Origin of the sequence: Algoriphagus sp. Y33, from assembly GCF_014838715.1 — a bacterium.
Taxonomy (GTDB): Bacteria; Bacteroidota; Bacteroidia; order Cytophagales; family Cyclobacteriaceae; genus Algoriphagus.
The window spans coordinates 2,118,238-2,134,666 of record NZ_CP061947.1 but is presented as its reverse complement, the minus strand read 5'-3'; the positions used below and the strand labels follow the sequence as shown (position 1 = coordinate 2,134,666).

At 38.0% G+C, this 16,429-nt stretch carries 19 protein-coding genes; 16 read left to right on the top strand and 3 right to left on the bottom strand.

The genetic code is table 11. The features are described 5' to 3' along the window. The first annotated feature begins 42 nt into the window (after window positions 1–42). The 4 genes from ID165_RS08670 to ID165_RS08655 all read left to right on the top strand — a co-directional run bounded on the left by ID165_RS08670 (window position 43) and on the right by ID165_RS08655 (window position 3,901). On the top strand, window positions 43–1,206 hold the full coding sequence (locus tag ID165_RS08670; protein WP_192349957.1) for a hypothetical protein: 1,164 nt from the start codon (window positions 43–45) through the stop codon (window positions 1,204–1,206). A 499-nt stretch (window positions 1,207–1,705) separates the two neighbouring features. Continuing rightward, window positions 1,706–2,527: an alpha/beta fold hydrolase gene (locus ID165_RS08665; protein ID WP_192349956.1), complete on the top strand. Its 822-nt coding sequence runs from the start codon at window positions 1,706–1,708 to the stop codon at window positions 2,525–2,527. A gap of 101 nt (window positions 2,528–2,628) precedes the next feature. Further along, window positions 2,629–3,534: an alpha/beta fold hydrolase gene (locus ID165_RS08660; protein WP_192349955.1), complete on the top strand. Its 906-nt coding sequence runs from the start codon at window positions 2,629–2,631 to the stop codon at window positions 3,532–3,534. Window positions 3,535–3,595: 61 nt separating this feature from the next. Then, window positions 3,596–3,901, top strand: coding sequence for a DNA starvation/stationary phase protection protein (locus tag ID165_RS08655; RefSeq protein WP_192351402.1), 306 nt, complete (start codon window positions 3,596–3,598; stop codon window positions 3,899–3,901). Here the strand turns inward: ID165_RS08655 and ID165_RS08650 are convergent. Next, window positions 3,882–4,229 (bottom strand): helix-turn-helix domain-containing protein, encoded by a 348-nt coding sequence (locus ID165_RS08650; protein ID WP_192349954.1) that lies wholly within the window; start codon window positions 4,227–4,229, stop codon window positions 3,882–3,884. The genes ID165_RS08655 and ID165_RS08650 overlap by 20 nt on opposite strands. A 294-nt stretch (window positions 4,230–4,523) precedes the next feature. Between ID165_RS08650 and ID165_RS08645 the strand changes: the two genes are divergently transcribed. The 4 genes from ID165_RS08645 (at window position 4,524) to ID165_RS08630 (ending at window position 8,060) form a co-directional block, all read left to right on the top strand. Further along, on the top strand, window positions 4,524–5,318 hold the full coding sequence (locus ID165_RS08645) for an SDR family oxidoreductase (RefSeq protein WP_192349953.1): 795 nt from the start codon (window positions 4,524–4,526) through the stop codon (window positions 5,316–5,318). Window positions 5,319–5,572: 254 nt separating this feature from the next. Further along, window positions 5,573–5,890 (top strand): nuclear transport factor 2 family protein, encoded by a 318-nt coding sequence (locus tag ID165_RS08640; protein ID WP_192349952.1) that lies wholly within the window; start codon window positions 5,573–5,575, stop codon window positions 5,888–5,890. Window positions 5,891–6,027: 137 nt separating this feature from the next. Beyond that, the gene (locus tag ID165_RS08635) at window positions 6,028–6,858 is read left to right on the top strand and encodes a helix-turn-helix domain-containing protein (protein WP_192349951.1); all 831 of its coding nucleotides are present in this window, start codon (window positions 6,028–6,030) and stop codon (window positions 6,856–6,858) included. A 281-nt stretch (window positions 6,859–7,139) separates the two neighbouring features. After that, window positions 7,140–8,060, top strand: coding sequence for a multidrug resistance efflux transporter family protein (locus tag ID165_RS08630; RefSeq protein WP_192349950.1), 921 nt, complete (start codon window positions 7,140–7,142; stop codon window positions 8,058–8,060). A 450-nt stretch (window positions 8,061–8,510) separates the two neighbouring features. Here the strand turns inward: ID165_RS08630 and ID165_RS08625 are convergent, their stop codons facing one another. Further along, window positions 8,511–8,882, bottom strand: a complete 372-nt coding sequence (locus tag ID165_RS08625) for a helix-turn-helix domain-containing protein (protein WP_192349949.1) — start codon at window positions 8,880–8,882, stop codon at window positions 8,511–8,513. 297 nt (window positions 8,883–9,179) lie between these two features. Here ID165_RS08625 and ID165_RS08620 point away from each other — a divergent pair, with 297 nt between their 5' ends. The 6 genes from ID165_RS08620 (at window position 9,180) to ID165_RS08595 (ending at window position 13,228) form a co-directional block, all read left to right on the top strand. Continuing rightward, window positions 9,180–9,731 carry a DNA-3-methyladenine glycosylase I gene (locus ID165_RS08620; RefSeq protein ID WP_192349948.1) on the top strand — a complete coding sequence of 184 codons (552 nt, stop codon included), beginning with the start codon at window positions 9,180–9,182 and terminating at the stop codon, window positions 9,729–9,731. Window positions 9,732–9,958: 227 nt separating this feature from the next. After that, entirely contained in the window at window positions 9,959–10,411 is a 453-nt protein-coding gene (locus ID165_RS08615) for a hypothetical protein (RefSeq protein WP_192349947.1), read from the top strand. Between the two features lie 18 nt (window positions 10,412–10,429). Further along, entirely contained in the window at window positions 10,430–11,353 is a 924-nt protein-coding gene (locus ID165_RS08610) for a hypothetical protein (RefSeq protein ID WP_225587040.1), read from the top strand. A gap of 628 nt (window positions 11,354–11,981) precedes the next feature. Next, window positions 11,982–12,197: a hypothetical protein gene (locus tag ID165_RS08605; RefSeq protein ID WP_192349946.1), complete on the top strand. Its 216-nt coding sequence runs from the start codon at window positions 11,982–11,984 to the stop codon at window positions 12,195–12,197. Between the two features lie 184 nt (window positions 12,198–12,381). Continuing rightward, window positions 12,382–12,663, top strand: coding sequence for a hypothetical protein (locus ID165_RS08600; RefSeq protein WP_192349945.1), 282 nt, complete (start codon window positions 12,382–12,384; stop codon window positions 12,661–12,663). Window positions 12,664–12,775: 112 nt separating this feature from the next. Next, window positions 12,776–13,228: a hypothetical protein gene (locus ID165_RS08595; RefSeq protein ID WP_192349944.1), complete on the top strand. Its 453-nt coding sequence runs from the start codon at window positions 12,776–12,778 to the stop codon at window positions 13,226–13,228. A gap of 221 nt (window positions 13,229–13,449) precedes the next feature. Here the strand turns inward: ID165_RS08595 and ID165_RS08590 are convergent, their stop codons facing one another. After that, complete coding sequence (locus tag ID165_RS08590; protein WP_192349943.1) at window positions 13,450–14,205, bottom strand: class I SAM-dependent methyltransferase; 756 nt, start codon at window positions 14,203–14,205, stop codon at window positions 13,450–13,452. 67 nt (window positions 14,206–14,272) lie between these two features. Here ID165_RS08590 and ID165_RS08585 point away from each other — a divergent pair, with 67 nt between their 5' ends. After that, window positions 14,273–15,061 (top strand): AraC family transcriptional regulator, encoded by a 789-nt coding sequence (locus tag ID165_RS08585; protein ID WP_192349942.1) that lies wholly within the window; start codon window positions 14,273–14,275, stop codon window positions 15,059–15,061. 269 nt (window positions 15,062–15,330) lie between these two features. Continuing rightward, the gene (locus ID165_RS08580) at window positions 15,331–15,981 is read left to right on the top strand and encodes an outer membrane beta-barrel protein (RefSeq protein WP_192349941.1); all 651 of its coding nucleotides are present in this window, start codon (window positions 15,331–15,333) and stop codon (window positions 15,979–15,981) included. Window positions 15,982–16,429: the final 448 nt, after the last annotated feature.

Sequence of the window (16,429 nt, the reverse complement as noted above, 5' to 3'; positions counted from 1 at the left end):
GATTTGCGGAGTTTAAAAAATTGTAATCAAAAAAAAATGACAATGAATAATCTTAAAAAACTGAATTTCGCTTTAGTAACAATGCTTGGTTTAAGCTTTTCCGCCTGTGTTGACGAGGATATGTCTTCAGCAGATCCAGGGGAGGAAACCCTTGTGGTAAATATAGTATCTCCTGCCTTAAACGCTCAGGTTACAAGGGGAGAAGCAGAGATAGGTAAGGGAAGTTTTAACGGGAGTGGTTTCCTAATTAACCTTGAAGCTATCACACATGATACGGTAGGTATAATAGCAAATGAAGGTCTTAACATTCGAAATACCTCCTTACTTGGTATGCCGAACCCCAATTTCCCGGGATTGAAAGTTACTGTTGACTGTGATTTAGTCAAACCTGATGGAACAGTAATTGCGGAAGGGACTAACCTTGCCAGTTTATTTAATATTTTAGGGACAGATGATACACCAGGTGATGGTGTTACTGTTTGGACCAGTTGGCATGTATTAGAGTCTTTTCCAAAGGATGTTGATAAATTTAATCTAATAGTGGAAGTGGCCGATAAAGCCGGAAATACGGCTAAGGATACCAAGACCTACAAGATTACAGAGAGTGTTTCAAGTGGACAGCTACTTACACCTATGCCATTATCAGAACTTCCTGGAAACGGAATGGATGATCCAGATGGCCCTTTGGTCACAATGATAGCACCCCGTATACCTTCCGGCGTTTCCACTGGTCCAAAATCTTCACCAACTCCTCCCGCTAATGCTTCACTATTTTTTATCCAGGTTTCAGCCTTGGATAGGCAAAGAAATGGAATTGGTGTAAATGAGAATGGAGAAGGTAAGCCAGATGAGATGCGTGGGACTATAGTAGATGGCACTCAATCTTCCAAAGGTCCCAATCGACTTGTACCTGGGCTTAATGTCACTTTCGATGTGGACCTGTTGCAGCCAAATGGAAATGTGATCAGGGCAGGGCAGAATCTTGCGCCGGTTTTTAATACCGCAGGGAGTGAAATTGACCCAAGTGGATACGTACGAACAACGTTCGGCTGGACTGTAGGAGGTTCATTGATTTTACCGACAGGTAAGAATAATGTCACTATTAAAGCCCAAGTCACTGATAACTCCGGCAAGACGGGTAGTGTTACAAATGTTGTCAATATTAGTCCTGTGATAAATGGACAGGAGCTAACACCAAATAATTAGTCCCATTTTCCTATTCAGTATTGTCTGAATTATTAATTCGAAGGTGGTAGCACCGGGGAATTCTTCGGTGCTATTTTATTTTGGTGGATTAAATAACCAATTAGACATTGATCTCGGCGAAAAACAAATTGTCTAGAGTTTTATTCCTTTTAAATTTTAAGGAATAGAATCTTTAAGAAGATCTTTAATATAAAGGTGTATACGTAGACATTTATCATCATTTTTCAATCTCTAGTGCAGCAATTTTTGAACCATAAAGCAGTAATGTTTCTGTCGTTCGCTCAGTAATAGATGATTCTAGAAGAGGGTAAAGGCACATTATTAAAAGCTTTTTGTCCATATAATAAGTCTAAAATTCATCTCAATTAGCGTTACCAACTGATCAAAATCTTATAAGGGAAAAATATCCAATCCAAAGAGAAATTCATCCATTGTTAACCCTACAGTATCCTGACACCTTTGCATTATCAAATATTAATAACCAATAAAATATATACTCATGAACAAATTCACAGTAAAAGACGGAACTGAAATTTATTTCAAAGATTTAGGGGCGGGTCAACCTATTTTCTTTCACCATGGATGGCCTTTGTCATCAGATGACTGGGATGCACAAATGATGTTTTTTCTAGAGTATGGTTTTAGAGTAATTGCACATGATAGACGTGGTCATGGTCGCTCCACTCAAACTTTCAATGGAAACGATATGGATACCTATGCTGCCGATGTGGCGGAATTGGTTGAGTTCTTGGATCTAGAAAACGTAATTCATGTGGGACATTCAACCGGAGGTGGAGAGGCCATCAGGTATGCTGCCCAACATGGAAAAGGCCGAGTTGCCAAAGTGGTCTTAATTAGTGCAATTACACCTTATATGATTGCAGATGAGCGCAATCCTAATGGTGTTCCCTTGGCAGTGTTTGATGATATTCGTCATAAGACACGACACAATAGAGCTCAATTTTATCAGGATATCACTATTCCTTTTTTCGGTTACAACCGTGAAGGAGCAGAAGTTATAAAAGGAATCCAAGACAATTGGTGGCGCCAGGGAATGATGGGGGGAATCAAAGCACAATACGATTGTATTAAAGTTTTTTCTGAAACTGATTTCACTGAAGATCTAAAAAGTGTGGAGTTCCCTGTTTTGGTTCTTCATGGTGAGGATGACCAAATTGTTCCTTATGTAACAACTGCTATTACAGCTGCTTCATTATTGCAGAACGGAAAATTGATCATCTACCCTGGTTTTTCCCATGGTATGCCAACTACGGAGGTAGCTACCATTAATAAAGACATCCTGGAATTTATAAACTCATAATGATGAGGGGGCAATGTAGCACGGAATTCATCCTTATAAAGCTTGATCATTTCGCTCAAATATTGCAAATAAAACCGTAACGAATTTTAAAAAAGTAAAAAATGAAAAAGTCAATTTTAGCATTAGCAATATTAGTTTCTCTTTTCACTAGCAGCCTTATGGCACAAAGCAAAAGAGTTAATGCTTCGGCAGGAAGGGCAGAGTACATTGAGGTAGAAAAAAATGTTAAACTACATATTACAGATATTGGTGAAGGACAGCCCATTGTTTTGATCCATGGTTGGCCATTAAATGATGAGATGTATCAGTACCAGTACCAATACTTGAGCCGAAAAGGATTTAGGGTTATTGGTATTACACTTCGTGGTTTTGGCAAATCAGACAAACCATATGGAAAATATGATTTTGACGTGTTTTCTGATGACATTAAGGTGGTTTTGGAAAAGCTGAATATTCAAAATGCAGTTTTGGGTGGTTTTTCGATGGGAGGTGCAGTTGTTCTTCACTACGTTAGTAAATATGATGCAGCTCACGTGAGTAAGCTTGCTCTTTTTGGGGCTGCAGCCCCGTCATGGAAACAGAGAGATGGATCCCCTCACGGTATTTCCGAAGCTGACGCGAATGGATTAATTACCCAAACATTGACTGCTCGGGAAGATTTGATTGCAGGTCTTGGCAGTGCGTTTGTTGCCAAAGAGGGTAACATATCCAAAAATGTAGAAAGATGGTTGGAGAAAATGAATTTGGAAGCTTCTCCTTATGCCGTTACTGAATCAATTAGTGCTTTAAAAGACCTGGATTTACGTCCAGAGCTTTCAAGAATAAAAATTCCTACTGCCATATTCCAAGGTACTCAGGACAAGTTATGCCCATTTCCATTTGCCGAAGAGCTCAATAAAGGGATTAAAGACTCCTATTTAGTGAGGTTTGAGAACAGCGGTCACGCACTGTTTGTCGAAGAAGCGGAGAAATTCAATACTGAGCTTGAGAAATTTGCTCTTAAATAATGAGGTACTCACATATGGAGCTGTTTAAATACAGCTCCATATTGTTTAACGATTAAATTCTATAAAATTCCTAGAAAAAACTCAAATTGGATTAGACGGAGAACAAAGCAAATCACTTGCTGAGGGCTTAAATTACCTATTCGCTGATTACATGATAAGCTCTCAAAATACAAGAGGATTACACTGGAACATCAAAGGAGAAAAGTTTTTTGAACTGCATCAAAAGTTTGAAGAGCAGTATACAAACTTTCTGTTGAAAGTGGATGAAGTGGCCAAAAGAATCCTAACCGTGGGAGGAACCCCACTACAGAACAATGCTGAAAGTCAATCATTTTTAGGATTATTGTTTATTCAATACCATGAATGATTTTATCCCGGTGTTGTTGCCCCCATTTTTCCCTTGCAATCAGGACATCATTTAATGTTTTACTGTAATCTGTCAATTCATATTGAACGGTAACAGGTTTGGTGCTGCAAACTTCCCTGTTGACTAAACCATTCATTTCCATATCCTGTAATTCTTTTGATAAGATTCTTGGTGAAATTCCTGCTTCACGGGACAATTCGTTGAACCCTTTTTTACCACTTTGTAAAACTGTGATTAAAACCAATTTCCATTTGCCACCTACAACATCTAAAGTATCGCGTATTGGTAATTTTGCTTTTAAGCAGGCTTCTACTGTATGCTTTTTCATTAACTATCCTATATGTACTAACTATACTTTTTGTAATTGATAAAAAATGTATAGTATTTATAAGAAAATTCGAAGCCTATGTAAAATTAAGGCTAAATGATTAAGTTTTTCTCTGTTCAATTCAGACATCAACAGGTTGATAGAATTTAGTTTGTGATAATCTTTGATTCAAATCAAACAGAATCTTGATAGGTTCCAAAATGTACCATAGGGAATAAAATATCAGTATATGAATCGATATTCCGTACTTGTAATAGCTGTACATAAGACTGAAATTTGTTAAAAATAAAATATATGGAACAGCAATTTAATTTCAATAATGAATTATCAGGCAAAATAGCATTGGTAACAGGCGGAACAAAAGGGGCAGGGAAGGCCATTGCGGAAAGATTAAGTGAGGCAGGGGCTACTGTGATTATTACAGCAAGAAACAGCCCTGAAAATTTGACTGAAAACCAACATTTTATAGCGGCTGATTTAAGTACTAAAGCAGGCACATCAAAGGTAATTGCCGAAGTTACATCAAGGTTTGAGAGGCTTGATATTTTGATCAATAATTTGGGAAGCTCAACTACTCCAGCCGGAGGGTATAAAGTGTTGAATGATGAAGATTGGTTGCAGTCATTTCAGGCAAACTTGCTAGCCCCGGTTAGATTGGATAGAGGATTCTTGCCTCAAATGGAGGAACGAGGAAATGGAGTCATTATTCACATCGCTTCCATACAAGGAAGGTTGCCATTGTATGATTCTACTTTGCCTTATGCGGCAGCAAAAGCAGGGCTTATAAATTATAGCAAGAGCCTATCAAATGAAGTTGCCTCAAAGGGCGTGCGTGTATTGACCGTATCCCCGGGATGGATTGCCACCACAGCGTCTGTGGCAATGATGGAGCGTATTGCCAGCAGTTCAAATATTAGTGTAGAAGAGGCAACACAAAGTGTGATGGATGCATTAGGTGGAATACCTTTTGGCAAGCCAGCACAGCCTCGGGAAGTTGCAGAGTTAGTCGGTTTTCTTGTTTCCCCTAGAGCAAGTTACTTAACAGGTACTGAATTTGTAATTGATGGAGGTACAATCCCAACTATTTAGTAATCAGTGGTTTAATAAGTCATGGCGTCACAATTTTAGATTTAATCAACCTCTTAAACACTAATGATAGTTTGATTTATGTATCTAGAACGATGTGGTGAATAATAAATAGTTTAATTTATTTATATAAATAATATGCCTACTTCATATCTACGAATATTCAATTCTTCTAGTGTTTCTCCTGAGTTTTTTCATGTTTGTTAATTTGAATAATACTTAGGAGTTAATTTTAATTAACCATAAATAATAATACCATGTCTAATTTACCAAAAGTAGTAGCAAGCTTAATTGAAGCTCAAAACAATTACGATAGCATTGAATTCTCTAAGTGTTTTGCTGAAACAGCAATAGTCCATGACGAAGGTCATAAGTATAATGGAAGAAAAGAAATAAAATCATGGATTGAGGGAGCAAATGATACCTATAAAACCATTATGCAGCCCGTAGAATATTTGGAGGACAGTCAGAAACTCAAAGCTAAAATATCTGGAAATTTCCCGGGTAGTCCGCTGGTTTTGACTTATCAGTTTGATATCAAGGATGATCAAATCCATAGTCTAAAGATTGTTTGATTATTCCTGATGGGAAATTTTTGGTTTTAGAGAGGGCTTTTACCCTCTCTAAAACCTCTTGTTTACAAAGAAATACCGGGAATCATTTCTTTTCAAGCTCCTGTAAATTAACTACCTACCTGTTTTACTTTCCGATTATGCTTAAAGAATTCAACTTTAAAAAATTTGGTTATCTCGAGCTTAAGGAGCTACCCCAAAATGGGAATGAATTCGTGCCTTTTCATGACCACATTAAAATGTTGTTCTTGCCTAAAGGCTCAGAATTGAAAGTTGACTTTGAAGAATTTTATCTAAAAAGTGATTGTCTTCTCTTTCTTAATCCAAAAGTAATTATCCAAGCCTTAAACCATGATATTCAAGAGGGCGAACTGATTTATTTCAACAGGGATTTTTATTGCATTGAAGTGCATGATCAGGAAGTTGCCTGCGACGGCATTCTATACAATAATGTATTCGAAGTTCCTTTTGTAGAGTTGACTCCTGATCAATCCTCTGAAGTACAAAATGTCCTGCAGGAAATAAAAGCTGAAATGAATAATCAGGATAGCAATACAGAAGAAATGTTAAGGATTTTGTTGAAGATGGTGATTCTAAAGGCTACCCGCATTTGGAAAAAAGTTCATCAGTTTACTGAAATACAACAGGACGAAGATGTACAATTTCTTCGTAAATTCAGTCAGTTGGTTGAACGTCACTTTAAAACACATCATTCTGTTTCAGATTATGCCGATATGTTGTTCATTACACCCAAAAACCTCAGTAAGAAAATAAAGTTGCTGAGTAATGAGAGTCCAAATAACATTATCAAAAACAGGATTATTCACGAAAGCAAACGACTTCTGGTTCATACCACACTCACGGTAAAAGAAATAGCATACCAATTAAATTACGATGACGTGGCCTATTTTATCCGTTTCTTTTCAAAAAGCACGGGAAATTCACCTACAGCTTTCAGGAGAAAATTCTGAATAAGCAGTACTTAGCCCAAGGGAAGGGGTGAGTTTTTTAACTGATTTTTTTCTGTATTCTACCATCCCGACTCTACTTTATTTTCTAAGGTAAAGTCGTCATCGCATGCTTTTCATCTGGGAAAAAGTCCAATGCTTAGGGGAACTTGTCCATTGAGTCATGATTAAAATTGCGACAATTTTACATCATGAATTCCCAACCTCTTAATTAGAGGAATTGAATGATCAAAAGGGAGGTGGCAAACTTGGCTTGCCTTTCCTTTTTTTATCCTATAAATTGTATGAAATCTAGTAAACGCACTGCACTGTTCCTTGGAATTTTATCTGCGCTGTTTTTTGCCATTACGTTTGTATTGAACAGATTTATGGCCGTTCAAGGGGGGCATTGGATATGGAGTGCTTCAATACGCTATTTCTGGACCGCCTTATTTTTGTTGGTTTTAGTGCTTATATCCAAAAAGCTCAAACCTGTAGTTCTGGCTATTAAAGAAAAACCAAGTCAATGGTTATTCTGGAGTACCATTGGCTTTGGAATGTTTTATGCACCGCTAACCTTTGCATCCGCTTTCGGTCCATCATGGTTGATAGCAGGAACCTGGCAAATAACTATTTTAGCCGGAATAATAGTTGCGCCTTGGATACAGAAAACCCATCCTAAAAAAGCACTACCGTTACAAACTATTCTGTATTCCCTCATTATACTTTTGGGAGTTTTACTTATGCAGGTCGGACATGCCCGTCAGGTTTCCATAAAAGACTTAATACTAGGCTTTGCCCCGGTTTTGGTTGCCGCTTTTGCTTATCCGATAGGAAACAGAAAAATGATGGAAATTACCATTGGGAAAATAGATGCCCTGCAAAGAACTTTTGGGATGACAGTCGCAAGCCTCCCGTTTTGGATTTTACTCTCTTGCATAGGACTTGCATTTGAAAAATTCCCAACAGCTTCCCAGGTAAATACAACTTTATGGGTTGCAATCTGTTCAGGGGTAGTAGCTACGGTTTTATTCTTTAAGGCAACTGACAAAGTTCAAAAAGATCCTAAGGCTTTAGCTGCTGTTGAGGCTACACAATCCACTGAAGTCCTGTTTGCATTGGTGGGGGAACTGCTCATTTTGAATGAAACAATCCCTGATAGGTATGCCATTGCAGGAGGCTTTTTGGTTTTGTTGGGCATGGTCCTGCATAGTCTGAAAAAGTGAATTATATGCTTCTTAAGTTGGGTTGGTCACTGCATTTTGACCTCAATCTACTTGCTTCAACGTAGTAATTCCCTCAATAATCAACAGTTGCAATGTTGGTATATAAATGAGGTTTTTCGCTGTTTTAACAAGTAATCTCCACAATAATTATAACCTAAGTAGCCACATGAATTATGGTTTGCTTTGACTAGGTGTAACTGTTTTTAGGCTTTAATTTTCAAATGTTGACAATCCGCTTTAGTTTCGTTAACAGGAGGGAAAGTTGTATCAGCAATACACCTCCATTTTAAAGACCATTTGTAATTATCGGAAAAGGTTTAAACAGCTTCACGGAAGCATCTCAACCAACTATGGAAAAGCGTCCAGAAATTGGTTCGCATAAGTGGACTCATCTTAGCGTTGGAAAACACAGTAGGGGACCATTTACGGCTAATTATAGTTTTCATTAACTTATTCTCCTGATAAACTCTCTTCCCGCTTTACGATTACATTTCTTAAATGGTCTTGGTGTTCATCACCCCATTCTCCTAATTTTGAAATAATTGGTATGAGAGATTCCCCAAATTCAGTTAGTCTATATTCTACTTTTGGTGGGACAACTGGATAAATTTTTCTGGTTATTAACTCATGGTCTTCCAACTCTTTAAGCTGAATATTCAACACTCTTCTTGAAGCATCCGGGATTTTGCGTTGCAGTTCGCTTGGTCTCATATGTCCCTCATTGATAAACCAAAGCAGACGTATTTTCCACTTTCCATAGAGCACTTCCCCGATTAGGTCGAGACCGCAATTCAGGCTGACAGGTATCTTTCTTAAATACATGCTACAATGATAATGCAATGATCGAAAATGTGCAATAGGGGTATAATTTATCCCTATGCAATTAGTAATTCCGTACTTGTAACAAATAGACATACTTCTCATCTTTGGGGCCTGTTGAGAAGTCAAATAACTTCGAGCCTTATCATTGATATAATAGATTAATGTCTGGAGTTGGGGAGGAGGTGATTGGTGGAATTTGCCTTATTTGTGGGTAAAAGCAAAACGTGTTTTGCTATTTTATTCACGTAGCAGTTGTTTGGAATTAATGCCCTATACTATTAAATAAAGAATAGAATTATGTCCTATTGTACTGCAATCCAATTGATGACACCAAGTGATAGAAGGGAATTGCATAAAAATTACCATGACAATCACTATGGTTTTCCCATCCATCATGATAATGAGCTATTTGGACGCCTGATCATGGAGATTAACCAGGCGGGATTGAGTTGGGAAACAATACTGAAAAAAGAACAAAGGTTCAGAACTGCATACAGCAACTTCAATATTGCCGAAGTGGCTAATTATACGATCGAGGATAGGGAAAGACTTTTGGCAGATAGCGGAATTATCCGAAATAAACTCAAAGTAAATGCTGCTATTGAAAATGCGAAGGCAGTTCAAATACTGCAAAAAGAGTTTGGTTCCTTTGATAATTGGTTAAGGTATCATCATCAGAAAACAAAAGATGAATGGGTGAAACTATTCAAAAAAACATTTCGCTTTACAGGAGGAGAAATCGTTAATGAATTTCTGATGAGTATAGGGTATTTGCACGGTGCTCATGATGAAGATTGCCCCGTTTACAAGCAAATCTTGGAACACCAACCCATGTGGTCAAAATTGTAACAACTATAATGTTTATAGCAGGAGGTAAATAATAAAATGTACGTAGCATTTTTTACATAACCAGCCCATTTGAATTGATTCATATCCTTGAGCCTAAGTCCTTTTAAAACGCAAATTCATAATAAGGGATGTTAAATGAGCTGGAAGGAATAAATAGTCAATTCTTTGTAGGAGATACGAAAGTAATGTGTGCGGTTTGTAAAGATTGTCTTTAATCAAAATGTATTATGTCGTATTGCAGTGTTCAAACTAAAGTATGGGATATCCCTGTTTCTTCAGGTGCTTCACCATATACAATTGTTCCTTTTGAAGTGAATGAAGAATTGATTTCTTCGGTAGGTGGGGATAATCTTACTGCATTTATACAGGGAATTGCCTTTTTTATTTGGGAGGATTATTCGCTGGAGGATTTCAAGGATTTTATAAAGAACAGTAAAGAATATCGTTCAGTTTCTAAAGATCTAAAAGAACTGTACTTAACGCAGAGGCTAACCAAAATTAGAGGAAAGGCTGATTTGCTGGACTGGCAGAATAACCAAATGAACCTAGCCCTGGGTATTGCTATAAATGAATTAAGAAGTACTAATGTTGCATTTAAGAAAGTAGAGGATGTTGTTGCATTCAGTCAGGTAATTAAAGTCGACAAGGCTATACTTTCTGATGTAATTTTGTGTTCATAACCTTAATTAATATTACATATGCTGGAAAATAGTATGGAAAAAGCCATCATGATTACCTTTGCTTTAGTCATTTTTATAGCGCAGACTCAAGCTCAAAAAGTTGAAGAACAAAATGTTTTTTGCCTAAATGACAGAGTCGATATAACGCCTGATGATATTATTTTGAATTTTCAGGAGATGGGAATGAATCCGGTCAATCATGTTCTTACACCTACAGAGCAGGAGGTAATTGAAATGGCCTTTGATGCGCTTCCGCCTTTACATCAGAAAATCCTCAAAGAACATCTTTACAGTATTAGCTTTTTGGACAATATGCCAAATACAGCACTTGCTTCACCTGTAGGTGAACCGGATGAGAATAAGATGTTTACCATTACCTTTCGTTCTGAAATTCTACACCAGACCATCTCTGAATGGGCGACCTGGAAAGAAAACAGCCTTTATATTCCTGATTCTGATTATCAGGTGGTTGTCGATGCAGGTGATTTAAATGCCTTGGTGTATATTTTACTTCATGAGGCAACACATGTTTTGGATGCTGTCCTTGGAATCTCAACACAAGCAATAGACGCAGATACCTTGGTTATTCCTTCTGAATTTAGTCGGGAGACTTGGGTCTCCATGAATAAGCCGAAGGAAGAGTTCAGAAAAAGTATACTGGAGACAACCCGCTTCCGTGGTGGGGGGCCTATAGCTATGTCCTTGGCAGCAGAAGTTTATCAAAGCCTTCAGGAAACTGCTTTTGTTTCCTTATATGGAATGGCGTCATGGCATGAGGATTTGGCCGAGCTAGCTACTATTCACCATTTGACAAATATACTTGGCCAGCCTTACCATATATTGGTAATCAAAAAGGGTAAAGAAATTTTTCGTTTTGAGCCGATGAAAAGCCATGAGGTACAGCAAAGGGTACATCATCTGGATTTATTTTATCGTAATTAATCCCTATTCTACTATACTTTACTGCAAATAATCTTTTGAAATGCGGGGTATAAAAACGCCCGTTTGATCAGTTGTATACCTCACATACTAAAGGACTCCTTGGGTTGATTTTAACATCATTTATTTCATTAAAAAGGATAGTTCAGTTTCCTTTAGGAAGGATAGTAGTTACATAAAGGATAGTATAGGTTTAAACCTTCTTAGAAAATGTTGTGTATAAGTTACTTTTCAGTGAAGTGATGTTGGCCGGTAAATTGTTCCCGGTTCCAGCTAAAGGCCATATCCTGTGTTAAAGTGACGTAAATCATTTACTTTCAAAACAGGATTGTTCCTTCTGATACGCCAGCTTGTTTTAAGCCTACTGTTAATTCAATTATGTACAGCAGCGGTAACGGTTCTAGTCATTGGAAAAGATATTTCAGAGAAACTTTAACCAGTGAGACTTACTTCTATGAAATCCAATTTTAAGCAAGGGTAAGCATTTATAAAGTTAAAAGGGATAGTTTTTCAATGGACTGAGCAAGTTGTACCTTATGAAGTTGCAGGATCTTCTAAAGTCTCAATTGGAGTATACCTAAAAGAATCCATGCTTCCACACTTTTGAGCTTTATCAAAAACGACAACCGTTATGAATCTCGAAGCTCAGAATCTCAATTTTTCAAGAAATGTTTCTCCTACACTGGAACAGGAACAGGCTTACTTTAACTCCCTTCAAGTTCCGGCTTCCGAAGCCGAGGTTTTCTATTTCTATTACCAGGGGATGGACTGGCGAAATGAAATGGGATTTCCCATACGTGATTGGGTAATGGCCGCTGACGATTGGGTGTGGAATCTGGAAAACTGAGGCTTTTGCCAAGGATTAAAATTTCTACTTGATCAACTCGACCTTCCACTGAGGGCAAGCTTGGCATTGCGTGTTGGCAATGAGCAAGATGTAGGATTGTGCCACAATCCGATCTTGCCCACCGCTGTCGGAATTGCGGTGGGGGTAAAATTCTCCGAAGTCGAATTTTAAAATGCAGATGCTTATGAAAAAGGCGGAAGCTCCCAAACCGTTATGGCTTACCGTTAGAATTACAACAGAGGAAAACCTGCATCTCAAATCGTTACTCCCCAAGGCTTCCTTTTGTCAGACCACAAGTGAACTTGTCAGGGCTATTCTATTTAAAAGAAAGCTAACTGTCATTACGGGCAAGTCAATAGGCGGTGCTGTACGCTACAATGAGCAAAAGGTAAACAACGGTAAAGCACGTCTGTTGGAAATGAAGGGATTTGCACTCAGAAATCTTTCCGTGGGGGGAAAAAATTAGAGTATTTAAGGAACTGCAAAGTTTAAACAGGAGAACTAAGACCAATTGCTTAGGAGTTCAGGACTACAGCCAGCTTCGGAAAGATTAAGGGAGGGAACAGGCGGATGTGATTATGAATACCGTAGGGAATGTTATCAGTGGTCAGGTTTTGGATGATACGGGCAAGCAACTTTCCGAACGGTTTGGAAGAATCATTCAGAACCGCGAGAGCATTTCAATCAATAGTTTGGAGACTTCTATATCAAAATCAACCCAGCTGGATCAGGCGGTTCCCGCTTCTACAATATCTTCTCTTTCTTCGGGTGAATTTGTCGGCTTGGTGGCAGGTACCCCTGATCAAAAGATCAGGCTGAAAGCATTTCATGCTACAATTATTAATGATGATAAAGCATTGAAACAAGAAGAGGATGTATATCAGCCTATACCGAAAGTCCGGGATGTCTCCCAGGAGGAGGTCATACAGAACTACCGTGGGATCAAACGGGACGTGGAAGAAATTATCCGCATGGAAATGGAGCGGGTGTTTGATACACCTGAATTGGGACATCTGCCTATCAGGGGGTGACAACCTTTGAGATTTGCTGACTATAGGTAATCATCCCAGTATGTGATCCCGAGGTAAGGGATCGAGCCTACCTGATGCAGGCAGACTCGATTTCATCTGTTTATATTTTGATTTTTAATGGTCAGATAGAATCTTTGACGATTAATCCGTCAGCTGACGGAGTCCTGTGTGTTTTAATGATGATTTTAATCGTGCCGATTTCATATCATTTTTTCTGTCTGTCATTTTCGGGCTGAAAAGATATGGATTGGGTAGTTAAGCATTACTTCTTCACCAAACCATCTTGCGTTTATTCCCAAATTATCAACTCCTATATCCTGAAGAATCATGTTTTTCAATTCATCGGGGTTTGTCGGAAACGAAGCTTGGAGTTGTTCATTTAGGGTAATCTGCATTACATAGTCATCGGTTTCAGGATGTTTTAACCCAGTCTTTTCAAAAATACTGGCAAAACCGGCCTTTGAGATTGTTGATACATGGGAATAGTCCCTAAGTTTTTCCATTTCGTTGTACTTGTTGATTTTATCGTCAGGTACCGAGACATCCACTACCATAATCAGGCCGTTGGATTTACAGACTCTCGTCATTTCACTCAAAACTTGAAGTGGGTCTAAAAAATGGTGAAACCCAAATCTTGATATCACTAGCGAAAAATGGTTGTCGGGATATGGTAAATCTGTAACGTCTCCAGTCTCCCAGGAGACGTTTTGGAGGTTCTCCTTTTGTTGCGATTTTCTCGCATGATCAAGCATTTCTTCGGTGATGTCAATACCGGTAACAAAATGGGCATGTTTGGCAAATTCGCAGGATACAATGCCTGTACCGCATGCAATATCCAGTACCGTGTCTTCTTTGGTTATTCCGGAAATCTGAACCAATTTGTCCAAAGCATCGCTGTGTGAAGTTATTGAGGAGTACCCAACTGCCTGTTTGGAAAATTGCTTTATAATGTTTTCGTTGTGCTTTTTGCTTTCCATAAATATTCTATTGTTTACATGCAAAGTTCGGTAAGCCAGACAATGTCATAGTTACTATATTAGGACAATGAATAATGATTATAAGACAAATATCAGTGTTGACCACGGTTTTGAGAAAAATGAGCTACGCCCGGTTACCACTTATTCTGAAACTATCCGGAATGCAAAATGTGCTGATTATCATTCTCATCCACGGGCCCAAATCATATCATGCGATCGAGGGATTATGGAAGTTGTAACAGGAAAAAATATTTGGATAGTCAATCCATCCCAATGCGTGTGGTTAGCAGGTAATGAGGGGCATCAGGTATACTTCCCAAGGAATGTGAAAGTTGTTTCAGCATTTATTGATGAGTCAAAATTGTGCAGTCTTCCCAAAGTGAGCTTTGCTTTTGACACAACGGTTTTTATAAAAAGCCTGCTAGCCAAAATCACCTTTTTTTCGAACCCTGAGCGATTGACATCCCAACAAGCTAGAATTTTTGAAGTACTGTTGGATGAAATCTCCTGCTTAACCCCCAGTCCCACATTCCTTCCGACAAGCCGTGATGAAAGAGTTAAAAAAGTAACAGATGCTCTGATGAACGATGTTTCGGGAACGAAAACTATTGAGTATTATGCGGAGCTATCATGCATGAGTTCCAGAACGCTTTTACGGTTGTTTACTAAGGAGTTGGGTATGGGTTTCGGTGAATGGAAGATGCGTTTAAAATTGCTTGAAGCAATAAGGCTACTTGGAGAAAGAAGAGCGGTAAAGGACATTGCTTTTGATTTGGGATATGAAAATGTGAGTTCGTTTATTACCACATTCAAAAAGCATTTGGGCACCACTCCTGCTAAATATGTGATTGAATAGGGGATACTGTATGTTTTCAGTATTTGAGTAGGTATCTCATTGTAAAATAGCTTTTTACAAATCATAAACCTTCAGAAAAAAGGCAGGAGGAGTAAGCTAAATTCTGACTAAGACTTTTTTTGGTTCTTTGTGTGTGAATAATGATTTAGTTAAAAAAAACAATTAACCAGTTAGCACATTTAATTTCTGAGGTAATCTTATAGGATAAATTAATTTATTTGCTTCAGAAAGCATCTGAAATAGCATAAGAAGTTCCTAACTTTAAGGGCATGTATGTAAAAATAATAGCTACAATAATTATTGCTTTCTGCTTCTCAATTCATTGTTTTGGACAAACCAATAACAAAATCAAAAAAGCTTATATTGGAATAAGTGCAGGTTCAACAATGTTTACCGGTTCAGAATTTACACTAGGCTATATCGTTCCCGGTTATATGAATGGTTTAAATTCTAATACTGGAGAAACTCTTTCTCTGAATCCGGGAGGAGTGGGGCTGACGATCAATCTTATAGACGCCGGATATTTTTTCGGAAAAAACTGGGGCGTTTCCCTTAAATGGCAGGGAGGTGCACATGTTCTGCAAAGATCCAATGAGGAATTTATCAACACATTTGGAGCTTTAATGATTGGTCCTGTTTATACTGTTCCAGTGAGCCCAAAACTGAATATTGATGCAAAGGCTAGGGTGGGCAGAATGTATATGGGGTCAGAATATGAATACAATGGAAATGGCATCTTGATCACAGCAATGACGGATTATTCTAAGGTTGGCGTTGAATTTGGGATTTCTCTCAGGTATCACTTTGCATCTAAATGGTCATGGCTCAATAATATGGAGTTTCAGAAGCAGTTTGTTGATCGTAATTTATTTCAGATTAGTAGAATTAATTTATCTACCGGAATAGGATTCAGATTTTAAATTTGAATCTGCCTTAGGAATTAGCATAGCAGATTCTTGCATTTTTTTTATCAACGATTTTCGCATAGCTTGCCGTGGTTTTTATTTCCTTATGCCCAAGTCTTTTTTGAACTGTATACAGATCTGTTCCATTTTCAAGAAATAAAACTGCATTAGTATGCGCCTGGCACTGTGAAAAGTGATGTGCTTGAAAAACCCAGCCCTGTTGTACCAGCTTACCAATTCGTTATTATACACTGCATTGTATTTGAGACCAATGAAAACTCTATCCTTTGGAGATTCTCTCTCACCAAGAAAATCTCTTCTGCAAGCTTTCTGTTTTCTTTGTTCTCTTTTCTTTCAACAGCATCTTTTGGATGTTGGTGAAGATGAATCTTTAGAAACTCAAAATCTCGAATATGGAAGCGTTTTTCATTAAAATCCGTCTTGATATTCAGGGAAAATCAAA

Excerpts from the sequence above, each read along its gene's own strand:
- ID165_RS08670 (WP_192349957.1), top strand. The coding sequence starts at position 43 with ATGAATAATCTTAAAAAACTGAATTTCGCTTTAGTAACAATGCTTGGT.
- ID165_RS08665 (WP_192349956.1), top strand. The coding sequence starts at position 1,706 with ATGAACAAATTCACAGTAAAAGACGGAACTGAAATTTATTTCAAAGAT.
- ID165_RS08660 (WP_192349955.1), top strand. The coding sequence starts at position 2,629 with ATGAAAAAGTCAATTTTAGCATTAGCAATATTAGTTTCTCTTTTCACT.
- ID165_RS08650 (WP_192349954.1), bottom strand. The coding sequence starts at position 4,229 with ATGAAAAAGCATACAGTAGAAGCCTGCTTAAAAGCAAAATTACCAATA.
- ID165_RS08645 (WP_192349953.1), top strand. The coding sequence starts at position 4,524 with ATGGAACAGCAATTTAATTTCAATAATGAATTATCAGGCAAAATAGCA.
- ID165_RS08640 (WP_192349952.1), top strand. The coding sequence starts at position 5,573 with ATGTCTAATTTACCAAAAGTAGTAGCAAGCTTAATTGAAGCTCAAAAC.
- ID165_RS08635 (WP_192349951.1), top strand. The coding sequence starts at position 6,028 with ATGCTTAAAGAATTCAACTTTAAAAAATTTGGTTATCTCGAGCTTAAG.
- ID165_RS08630 (WP_192349950.1), top strand. The coding sequence starts at position 7,140 with ATGAAATCTAGTAAACGCACTGCACTGTTCCTTGGAATTTTATCTGCG.
- ID165_RS08625 (WP_192349949.1), bottom strand. The coding sequence starts at position 8,882 with ATGTATTTAAGAAAGATACCTGTCAGCCTGAATTGCGGTCTCGACCTA.
- ID165_RS08620 (WP_192349948.1), top strand. The coding sequence starts at position 9,180 with ATGTCCTATTGTACTGCAATCCAATTGATGACACCAAGTGATAGAAGG.
- ID165_RS08615 (WP_192349947.1), top strand. The coding sequence starts at position 9,959 with ATGTCGTATTGCAGTGTTCAAACTAAAGTATGGGATATCCCTGTTTCT.
- ID165_RS08610 (WP_225587040.1), top strand. The coding sequence starts at position 10,430 with ATGCTGGAAAATAGTATGGAAAAAGCCATCATGATTACCTTTGCTTTA.
- ID165_RS08605 (WP_192349946.1), top strand. The coding sequence starts at position 11,982 with ATGAATCTCGAAGCTCAGAATCTCAATTTTTCAAGAAATGTTTCTCCT.
- ID165_RS08600 (WP_192349945.1), top strand. The coding sequence starts at position 12,382 with ATGAAAAAGGCGGAAGCTCCCAAACCGTTATGGCTTACCGTTAGAATT.
- ID165_RS08595 (WP_192349944.1), top strand. The coding sequence starts at position 12,776 with ATGAATACCGTAGGGAATGTTATCAGTGGTCAGGTTTTGGATGATACG.
- ID165_RS08590 (WP_192349943.1), bottom strand. The coding sequence starts at position 14,205 with ATGGAAAGCAAAAAGCACAACGAAAACATTATAAAGCAATTTTCCAAA.
- ID165_RS08585 (WP_192349942.1), top strand. The coding sequence starts at position 14,273 with ATGAATAATGATTATAAGACAAATATCAGTGTTGACCACGGTTTTGAG.
- ID165_RS08580 (WP_192349941.1), top strand. The coding sequence starts at position 15,331 with ATGTATGTAAAAATAATAGCTACAATAATTATTGCTTTCTGCTTCTCA.